At 39.5% G+C, this 11,095-nt stretch carries 5 protein-coding genes; all 5 read right to left on the bottom strand.

What is annotated here, in order from left to right; all coding sequences use genetic code 11:
- On the bottom strand, positions 1–1,991 hold a 1,991-nt coding region (fusA, locus tag N3F66_13605; protein ID MCX8125179.1), incomplete at its 3' end, for an elongation factor G.
- A gap of 106 nt (positions 1,992–2,097) precedes the next feature.
- Positions 2,098–2,568, bottom strand: a complete 471-nt coding sequence (gene rpsG / locus N3F66_13600) for a 30S ribosomal protein S7 (GenBank protein MCX8125178.1) — start codon at positions 2,566–2,568, stop codon at positions 2,098–2,100.
- A gap of 31 nt (positions 2,569–2,599) precedes the next feature.
- Entirely contained in the window at positions 2,600–2,974 is a 375-nt protein-coding gene (gene rpsL / locus N3F66_13595) for a 30S ribosomal protein S12 (protein MCX8125177.1), read from the bottom strand.
- 117 nt (positions 2,975–3,091) lie between these two features.
- Positions 3,092–7,297 (bottom strand): DNA-directed RNA polymerase subunit beta', encoded by a 4,206-nt coding sequence (gene rpoC / locus N3F66_13590; GenBank protein MCX8125176.1) that lies wholly within the window; start codon positions 7,295–7,297, stop codon positions 3,092–3,094.
- Positions 7,298–7,341: 44 nt separating this feature from the next.
- Positions 7,342–10,791: a DNA-directed RNA polymerase subunit beta gene (gene rpoB, locus N3F66_13585; GenBank protein ID MCX8125175.1), complete on the bottom strand. Its 3,450-nt coding sequence runs from the start codon at positions 10,789–10,791 to the stop codon at positions 7,342–7,344.
- Between the last annotated feature and the right edge of the window lie 304 nt (positions 10,792–11,095).

The following is an 11,095-nucleotide window of genomic DNA, read 5'->3' as shown; positions in this document are numbered from 1 at the left end:
GCTCTCCCCTGGCTTAAGGAACGTACTGCAGTAGCATAGCCAAATGCCTCGGCCAAAGGTACATACGCATCAACAACCTTCAACATACCACGAATATCGATATGTTCAATTTTTCCTCTTCGAGAATTTATATCATTGATTATGTCGCCCATATACTCATCAGGAACTACAACTTCAAGCTTCATAATTGGCTCAAGTAGCATTGGACTGGCCTTTCGTGCTGCATCTCTGAAGGCCATGGTAGCAGCAATGCGATAGGCATGGTCAACTGATGCATCCTCTCTGTACTTTGCTTCTTCAAGTATTACTCGTACTTTTGTCATCTCATAGCCAGCAATTACTCCAGAACTCAGTGCATCTCTACAGCCCATTTCCACTGCTTTGATACATTGTTCTGGTACCACCGAAGAATCTACTCTGGATATAAACTCAAAGGAGCTATCGCACGAACTTACCTCAAGCAGTACATGACCATACTGTAATTTGCCGGCAATTTCTTTTTCAAATATACCTTCGGCTTTGGCAGTTGCTGTTACCGTTTCTTTATATGCTACCTGCGGTTTGCCAACATTAACCATAACATTGAATTCGCGCTGCAACCTATCAACGATTATCTCTAAATGTAGCTCACCCATCCCCGAAATAATTGTCTGGCCACTTTCTTCATCAATCTTTACAAAGAAGGTAGGGTCTTCTTCCTCAAGACGTTTGAGCACAGTGTGTAGCTTTTCAAGATCGGCCCGTGTCTTAGGTTCGATAGCTCTTGCTATCACCGGCTCAGGGAATTGCATCTTTTCTAAAAGGATTGGTGCATCAACAGCAGTGATGGTATCCCCTGTCTGTGCAAATCGCAAACCTACCAGAGCAGCAATATCTCCAGTATAGATTTCTTTTATGTCCTCACGGTCATTTGCATGCATCCGTAAGATCCGCCCAATTCGTTCCTTCTTCTGTTTATTGACATTAAGGATAGTATCACCTGCACCAAGGTGTCCTGAATATACCCTGATATAACAGAGCTTTCCTACATACGAATCACTTGCAATCTTAAACACAAGACCACAAAATGGTTCCTTATCATCGGGATGGCGCTCTAAAAGTTTGTTCTCATTGTGCACATCGTGGCCTTTAATAGCAGGAATATCCTTTGGCGAAGGCAGGTAATCAACAACAGCATCAATGAGCGGCTGTACACCTTTATTCTTTAATGCACTGCCACAGAATACCGGAAATAATGCAGTTTTCAGCGTTGCATTACGTATAGCCCGCTTTAATTCTGCTTCTGATATTTCTACTCCTTCAAGATATTTTTCAAGCATTTGTTCATCATATTCTGCTACCATTTCAATCAGTTGTTCTCTGTAATACAATGCTTCATCCTGGTATTCCTTTGGAATAGGTATAACATCATAATGTTCGCCTAACTGATCCGTCCACACTAACGCTTTCATCTGCAGTATATCAATGACACCTTTAAATCCATCTTCCTTGCCATATGGGATCTGCAAGGGCAGTGGAGTAGAATATAGCCGTTCTTTTATCATGGAAAGACAATTTTCAAAATCAGCACCAATACGGTCCATTTTATTTACAAAACATATTCTGGGAACATTGTAATGGGTTGCCTGGCGCCATACAGTCTCACTTTGTGGCTCAACACCAGCAACGGCATCAAATACGGCGATAGCTCCGTCAAGTACTCTCAGGCTTCGCTCAACCTCAACGGTAAAATCAACATGCCCAGGTGTATCGATAATATTAATACGGGTATTTTTCCAGTAGGTTGTAGTTGCTGCAGCAGTAATGGTGATACCTCGCTCCTTTTCCTGAATCATCCAGTCCATTTCAGCAGTTCCGTCGTGAACTTCACCAATCTTATAGGTTTTACCGGTATAATAGAGAATACGTTCGGTCAATGTGGTTTTACCCGCATCGATATGCGCCATTATGCCTATATTTCGTGTTCTGTGTAATGGTAATTCTCTTCCCATACATCCTGATAATAAATTAAGATTTTATAAAATAAAGCATCAAATACCAGGGGGGGTCCCTGGTATTTTTACATTAAAAAGCCATATCACAACAAGTATATATTAATTACCACTTATAATGTGCAAAGGCTTTGTTAGCTTCTGCCATCTTATGGGTATCTTCTTTTTTCTTTATTGAAGCGCCGGTGTTGTTATATGCATCCAACAGCTCACCTGCAAGCTTCTGGAACATAGTCTTTTCATTCCTGCTTCGAGCATTGTTAATAATCCAGCGTATAGCCAGTGCCTGTCGCCTTTCAGGCCGTATTTCTACGGGTACCTGATACGTGGCACCACCTACACGACGTGATTTAACCTCTACAAGCGGCTTTACGTTTTCAAGTGAAGTGATAAATACTTCAATAGGATCTTTTTGAGTACGCTGTCCAATAAGATCTAATGCCTTATAAAAAGCCCGTTCAGCAACTCCCTTTTTCCCTTTTAACATCATGCAATTAATAAACTTTGAAACAATTATATTGCCATATTTTGGATCTGGTAAAATCGTTCGTTTTGCTGGTCTACGCCTTCGTGCCATTATTAAACCTCACTATACCAATTATTATACATCATGCTTTTGGCCTCTTAGTGCCATATTTTGATCTGCCTTTTTTGCGGTCATTTACACCTAAAGCATCTAATGCACCACGTATTATATGGTACCGTACACCTGGCAAATCCTTTACCCTACCACCCCTCACAAGAACTGCAGAGTGTTCCTGAAGATTATGTCCTATTCCAGGAATATATGCTGTTACTTCTATTCCATTTGTCAATCTGACACGAGCAACCTTTCGCAATGCGGAATTTGGTTTTTTTGGCGTAACAGTCATCACTCGTGTACATACTCCTCTCTTCTGTGGACAACTTTTAAGTGCTGGAGATTTTGATTTTTTAACCTTCTCTGATCTCCCTTTCCTTATTAACTGATTAATTGTAGGCATTCTGTCTCCTCACTATATAGTATCAATATTATAACATTATGTTATTTAAATTAATCACTTTCAAAATTTTAATTGAAAGTGATTAATCGATTTTACACATTGAATTGTCAAGAAATTTTACTTTTCTGCAGGGATTTCTTCCTCTGCTTCTTTTGAAACGCCATCAAGGTCACCAGGAACTTTTTGATACACCTTAATTTTATTGTATTCACGTACACCAGTACCTGCTGGTATCAGGTGACCAATAATAACGTTTTCTTTTAGCCCTCTGAGCTTGTCAATCTTCCCTTTGATTGCAGCTTCTGTTAACACGCGTGTCGTTTCCTGGAATGATGCGGCAGATATAAATGATTCAGTATTAAGAGCAGATTTTGTTATACCCATTAATACTGGCTTTGCAGATGCTGCCTTACCACCTTCTTTTTCAACACGCATATTTTCATCATCAAATTCAAACTTATCTACAATCTGATCAACAACAAAACTTGTATCGCCTGGATCTTCAATTACTACCTTTCTAAGCATCTGGCGCACAATTATTTCTATGTGCTTATCATTTATCTGAACACCCTGCAATCGATATACTTCCTGAATTTCATTCACAAGGAACTTTTCAAGCTCCCGCGGGCCCTTAATATCAAGAATGTCATGGGGATCAATGGGACCATCATCTATCTTATCGCCTTTATTTATCCAGTCACCATCCTGAACACGCAGGTACTTGGAAGCGGGTATCTGATATTCACGCGTTTCACCATCATCGCCAGTTACAATGATCTTGCGTTTATTCTTGACAGTATCACCAATTTTAACACGGCCGTCAATTTCTGAAATGGTAGCTTTATCCTTTGGAGTACGTGCTTCAAATAGCTCTGCAACACGCGGCAAGCCACCGGTAATATCTTTTGTCTTCTCAACTTCCTTAGGTATTTTAGCAATAACAGTACCAGCCTTTACTGTTTGTCCATCTTCAACAAACAGGTGTGCCCCTTTTGGTAACAAATAGTTAAATGTTTCGTCAGCTGAAGATACTTCTATAGCAGGCTGCAATTTTTCGGTCTTTGCTTCAACAATAATCCTTTTAAGCTGATGAGTTTGCGGATCTATTTCCTCGCGCATGCTCTTATTAATTTCAATATCGATAAACTTAACCTTACCATTTATTTCAGTTAAAATTGGTTCGTTCCACGGGTCAAACTTCACAAGTACATCTGTTTTTCCTGTTTGTGGATTGACATAATAAAATTTATCCGGTTTTAAAAAGATAACAGAACCAATGTTGACAGGTATCATGTTTGGTTCGCCAAGTATGTAAATTTTTGATTTATCAAGCTTAACTACACCTGATTTTGTTGTAACAGATAAAGTTCCATCAGATTTTTTTACAATTGGAGTTCCGCTATATACTCTATCACCATCATTTACCAGCACTTCACCACTCTTGATAGGGATTTCTTCCAGTAATCTCTGTAAAACAATATATCCACGGCGTACTGATATAGTTTTCTTTTCACCGTTTTCATCCTCAGTTTTTACTGTTTTAAATGTTGTTTCTTTTATATAGACAGGATAATTAAAACTGATTTCACTTTCTTCAACTACATGGGAAGCAGTTCCGCCAATGTGGAATGTTCGCATAGTCAACTGTGTCCCAGGCTGCCCAATAGATTGTGCTGCAATGATTCCCACTGCCTCACCAATATCAACCATACGTGAAGTGGCTAAATTTCTGCCATAGCAGCGTGCACATACTCCATGCCGAGCTTCACATGTCAATACAGACCTTATAGTGATACGTTCAAGTCCTAATTCATCTATCTTTTCTGCAATCTCCTCAGTTATCAATTCACCACTCTTACAAATAATCTCATTAGTTACTGGATGATAAAGATCATACAAAAGTGTTCTGCCCAATACCCTAGATCCAATAGATTCCACAACTTCATCACCTTCTTTCAGTGCACCTACATCGATTCCTACTGATGTACCGCAATCATCCATAGTAATAACAACATCCTGGGCAATATCGACAAGTCTTCGGGTTAAATATCCGGCATCAGCAGTTTTTAACGCAGTATCTGCAAGTCCTTTTCGTGCTCCATTGGTAGAAATGAAATATTCAAGTACTGTCAGTCCTTCCTTGAAGTTTGATTTAATAGGCACATCAATAATTTCACCACTGGGTTTTGCCATGAGGCCCCGCATACCTGCAAGCTGTCGTATTTGCTGTTTACTGCCTCGTGCACCTGACTGGGCCATAATGTAAATGGGATTAAATCCATCTGCATCCTGCGCCATAGTATTGAACATAACTTCGGTAATTTCTTCATTTGTTTTTGTCCACAGGTCAATAACACGATTATACCGCTCTTCATTGGTTATATACCCGTTGCGGTATTCATTTTCAATCTTCTCCAACATCTCGTTTGATTTTTTAATCAACTCATCCTTCAAGTGAGGTACCTTCACGTCACTTGTTGAGATAGTTGGCCCAAAATAAGTAGCGTATTTAAACCCTAATTCCTTTATATCATCAAGCACCTTTACTGTTGCAGTTGGACCATATTCCCTGAATATTTTGGAAATAATTTTCGATAGTTCCTTATCATTAACGGTATAGTTTATAAAAGGGAACCCTGCAGGAAGTTTTTCATTGAATATTAATCTACCTGGTGTTGTTTCAACAAACTCACCATTTATCAGATACTTAATTCTGGTTCTGTATTTTATTTGCTTGAATTCCAGCGCATACAATACCTCATCCATTGAACCAAAATACGGGAGATGTGCGCTGTCGCTTTTTAACTCTGAGGTTAAATAATATATTCCTAAAACAATATCCTGAGTCGGAGTGACGATAGGCTGTCCGTTTGCAGGGTTAAGTAAATTGTTTGCCGAAAGCATCAATGTCCAGCATTCTATCTGTGCTCTTGGAGATAGTGGCACATGAACTGCCATCTGGTCACCATCAAAGTCAGCATTATACGCATGGCACACTAAAGGATGAAGCTTAATTGCCTTACCTTCAACAAGCACAGGCTCAAATGCCTGTATTCCTAACCTGTGCAATGTAGGAGCACGATTAAGGAGAACCGGATGTTCAGCAATTACTTCTTCCAGTACTTCCCATACTTCCGGCCTTTCATTTTCTACCATCTTTTTAGCAGATTTTATATTTTGGACAAACCCTTTATCAACAAGCCGTTTCATTATGAATGGCTTAAACAACTCAACAGCCATCTTTTTGGGCAATCCACACTGATGCAACTTGAGTTCAGGCCCAATAACAATAACTGATCGCCCTGAATAATCAACTCGCTTTCCTAAAAGGTTTTGTCTGAAACGCCCTTGCTTGCCCTTAAGCATATCACTTAAGGATTTTAAAGGCCTGTTAGCCTTGCCTTTAACCGCACGCTTGCGTTTGCTGTTATCAAACAAAGCATCAACTGCTTCCTGTAGCATGCGTTTTTCATTTCGTACTATAATATCAGGTGCTCTCAATAGCAATAATCGTTTAAGCCTGTTATTTCTATTGATCACTCGTCGATAAAGGTCATTCAAGTCAGATGTTGCAAACCTGCCCCCATCCAGCTGAACCATTGGCCTTAGTTCTGGAGGTATAACAGGGATCACATCCAGTATCATCCATTCGGGGCGATTTCCTGAGTCCCTAAACGCCTCAATCAATTCAAGACGCTTTATATCTTTTTTATCAACTTTCAGCTTATCCTGTCCGGCGATTTTACTTCGTAATTCACGCGCTTCACCATCAAGATCAATTCTGCGAAGCATTTCCTTAATGGCAGCTGCACCCATATCCGCAACAAATTCGTCACCGTATGTTTCATAATAGTGGTTATAGGTATCCTCATCGATAACATCTTTTTCCTTTAGATCAGATTCACCAGGATCTATCACCACATATTTCTCGTAATAAAGGATAGATTTTAATTCATTCACTGTCAAATTTAGTAGCAATCCAATCCTTGAAGGTACTGACCTGTAATACCAGATGTGTGCTACTGGGCATGCTAATTCAATATGTCCTCCACGCTCACGCCGCACTTTGTAATGGGTGACTTCCACACCACACCTATCACAAACAACACCCTTATATCTAATCGATTTAAACTTACCGCAGTAACATTCCCATTCTTTTGTTGTTCCAAATATCCTTTCACAAAAAAGGCCATCTCGCTCAGGCTTTAATGTACGATAGTTAATAGTTTCAGGTTTTTTCACCTCACCATATGACCACTCACGGATCATATCTGGTGAAGCTAATTTTATTTGAATAGAATTGAAATCATTAAAATCTCTCATCATATTACCTTCTTACCTTACATTAAATTTTTAAAACATACAAATTACTCATTCTCAAGCGTTTCAAGCTTGATTTTTCTCTTTGGTTTGCTGAAGCCTTCGCTCCATTCAGAGAGATTTATTTCATTGCCGTTTTCATCATAAATTCTTACATCCAGTGCAAGGCCTCGCAATTCCTGCACAAGTACATTGAATGATTCTGGAATACCGGGGGATGTTGTATTAATCCCCTTCACTATCGCTTCATAAATTCGTGCACGTCCTAACATATCGTCAGACTTCACTGTAAGAAGCTCCTGTAATGTATAGGCAGCACCGTATGCTTCAAGTGCCCACACTTCCATCTCACCCAAACGCTGCCCGCCAAACTGTGCCTTACCTCCTAATGGCTGCTGTGTAACAAGTGAGTATGGGCCTGTAGAACGTGCATGGATCTTATCATCAACCATATGAGCCAGTTTGAGCATGTAAATATAGCCAACCATAACCTCACTTTCAAATGGCTCACCTGTCTGACCATTGTATAAAATAGTTTTTGATGTCTCTGGCAATCCGGCTTTTTTCAAAAGTTCCCGTATTTCCGATTCCTCAGGGCTGTCAAAAATTGGACATTCGGCTATAAATCCAAGTTCTTTTGCTGCCCAGCCCAATTCAGTTTCCAGCAGCTGCCCCAAATTCATTCGAGATGGTACCGATAGCGGATTAAGAACAATGTCAACAGGTGTGCCATCAGGTAGATATGGCATATCATACACAGGAACTATCTTTGAAATAACACCTTTGTTGCCATGGCGCCCTGCCATCTTATCGCCTACCGATATCTTTCGTTTTGAAGCAATATATACCTTAACAAGCTCTTCCACACCAGCAGATAACTCATCACCGTTCTCGCGAGAAAAACGCTTCACATCAATCACTATTCCTTCCACACCATTAGGTACTCTAAGAGATGTATCGCGCACTTCTCGAGCTTTTTCACCAAATATTGAATGAAGCAGCTTATATTCAGGAGTAAGGTCTTGTTCCCCTTTAGGAGTAACCTTACCAACAAGTATATCCCCAGGTGCAACATAAGCACCAATGCGTACTATACCATTTTCATCAAGGTCTCGAAATGCTTTCTCACTTAAGTTAGGAATATCACGTGTAATAACTTCCCTGCCAAGCTTTGTTTCCCTGGCTTCTATCTCAAACTGTTCTATATGTATTGATGTATATACATCATCATATACCAATCGTTCTGAAATAAGAATAGCATCCTCAAAGTTATATCCCATCCATGGCATGAATGCTACCAGTATATTTTTGCCCAAAGCCAATTTACCATTATCAGTTGCTGGTCCATCTGCCAAGATGTCACCTACTTTCACTTTCTGTCCCTTTCGCACTATAGGTTTCTGGTTAAAACATGTCCCCTGATTGGTACGCTTAAACTTCTGTAGTATATACTCATCAACCTCACCACTTGAAGTTTTAACCTTTATAACTTTTGCATCAGCATACATCACTTCGCCAGCTCGTTTTGCCTTCACCACCACACCGGAATCCATAGCAGCTGGTCCTTCCATACCTGTACCTACAAGCGGAATTTCTTCGGTTAAAAGAGGCACTGCCTGTCGTTGCATATTAGAACCCATGAGTGCCCTATTTGCGTCATCATGTTCAAGGAACGGAATAAGGCATGTTGATACCGAAAACACTTGATCCGGGGATACATCCATATATTGAATTTCCTCAGGGCGTTTATAGGGGAAATCACCACGGTGACGACACGGAATAAGATTGTCAACAAATTTGCCATTTTCATCAATTTTGGCATTGGCTTGTGCTATAAAGTATTTATCTTCTTCATCGGCAGTAAGATACACTACCTTATCAGTAACCCTGCCATTTTCCACCACCTTGTATGGAGTTTCCAAAAAGCCATATTCATTAATGCGCGCATAAGTACTCATTGAAATGATCAATCCGATATTTGGCCCTTCAGGAGTTTCTATTGGACACATTCTTCCATAATGGGATGGGTGAACATCACGTACCTCAAAACCGGCACGCTCTCGTGTCAATCCACCAGGACCTAACGCATTGAGTCGCCGTTTATGTGTCAGTTCAGATAATGGGTTAGTCTGGTCCATAAACTGCGACAGCTGACTGGAACCAAAGAATTCATTAATAACAGCAGTTATAGGCTTTATGCTTATAAGCGCCTGAGGAGTGACCACATCTACATCTTGAATGGTCATTCGCTCCTTTATCACGCGTTCCATACGCTGGAATCCAATCTTTATCTGATTCTGGATAAGCTCGCCAACAGAGCGTATTCTTCTGTTGCCCAAATGGTCAATATCATCAACAATATAACCATCAACTTCGGCAATAAGGTTTATTAAATATTTAACTGTCTGCACTATATCATCTTTTCTGAGGTAATCCTCTTTTACCTCTTTCATGTCAAAACCAAATTTTTTATTTATCTTATAGCGCCCTACTCCTCCTAGGCTATAGGTTCTTGGATCAAAGAATAATCGGTTAAATATTTCGCGCGCATTGTCTATATTTGTTGGCTCACCAGGACGGAGCATCTGATGAAGTTTTAACAATGCGTCTTCTGAACTTTTGCAGTCATCTTTCTCCAAAGAATTAATGAGGTAAGCATCATCTTTATTTTTAGGAAATTCTATTATTTCTACTTCACTAATCTTTTCATCTCTCAAAATGTCAACATAGTCAATGGTTATACGTTCGCCCGCTTCTAACAAAACCTCTCCTGTCTCAGGATTAATGACATCAGAAGCCACGCGCTTATTCTTTAAAAATTCGTAATCTTTTTCCTCAGAAAGAGTGATCTTTTTTGTGGCATAGAAAAGCTTGATTATCTCTTCATTGGTATTGTATCCTAAAGCTTTCAGTATGATAGTAGCAGGGAATTTTTTCTTTCTGTCAATACGTGCAACTATCAGCCCTTTGGGATCCATTTCAAATTCAAGCCATGAACCCCTATCGGGAATAACTCGAGCACTGTATATTCTTTCCACTTCATCCCAGAAGAAGAAGATTCCTGGTGATCTATGTAACTGGTTGACTACAACCCTTTCTGCACCATTAATGATAAAAGTACCGCTTTCAGTCATTAATGGGATATCACCCATATAAACAGATTGTTCGCGGACTTCCATTGTATCTTTTTTTATCAGGCGTATTGTGGCTTTAAGTGGAGCTGCATAGGTAACATCACGTTCTTTGCATTCCTGTACACTATACTTTGGTTCGCCTAACTCATATTCAACAAATTCAAGTTCAATATCATCATTTGGACTTACAATAGGAAATGTTTCAAGAAACACTGCCTGAAGTCCCTGATTTTTCCTTTTTGATGGGGGCACATCTTTCTGCAAGAACCATTTGAACGATTCAGTTTGATTTTCAATCAAATTTGGCAAGCTGATGCCAGGTTTTATTTTACCAAAACGGATTACTTTTTGTTGTTTTTGCATAGTTTACACCTAAAATAAATTTATTCATTCAACGTCAGAATTAAGAATATGAAGGAGATCGTACATTTGCTTATAAACTATTGTAGTGATATATTGCTTGTGCATTATTTTAGTCATATTATTTGGGGTGTTAAAAGTATACAAAAAGAGTCAAAATAACACCATATTTTACAAACATCAACACAAGTAGGTTTGATCGCTTTGCAACCAAACCTACTACTGTGTTCAATATACAGTATTACAACGATCTTTTCAAGATATTTTACGTGTTAACGTTACTTGATCTCGACAGTTGCTCCAGCTT

The sequence above is a fragment of the Spirochaetota bacterium genome (genome assembly GCA_026414805.1).
GTDB lineage: Bacteria > Spirochaetota > UBA4802 > UBA4802 > UB4802 > UBA4802.
This window is presented reverse-complemented; position numbering and strand designations above follow the sequence as displayed.

Excerpts from the sequence above, each read along its gene's own strand:
- rpoB (MCX8125175.1), bottom strand. The coding sequence starts at position 10,791 with ATGCAAAAACAACAAAAAGTAATCCGTTTTGGTAAAATAAAACCTGGC.
- rpsL (MCX8125177.1), bottom strand. The coding sequence starts at position 2,974 with ATGCCTACAATTAATCAGTTAATAAGGAAAGGGAGATCAGAGAAGGTT.
- rpoC (MCX8125176.1), bottom strand. The coding sequence starts at position 7,297 with ATGAGAGATTTTAATGATTTCAATTCTATTCAAATAAAATTAGCTTCA.
- rpsG (MCX8125178.1), bottom strand. The coding sequence starts at position 2,568 with ATGGCACGAAGGCGTAGACCAGCAAAACGAACGATTTTACCAGATCCA.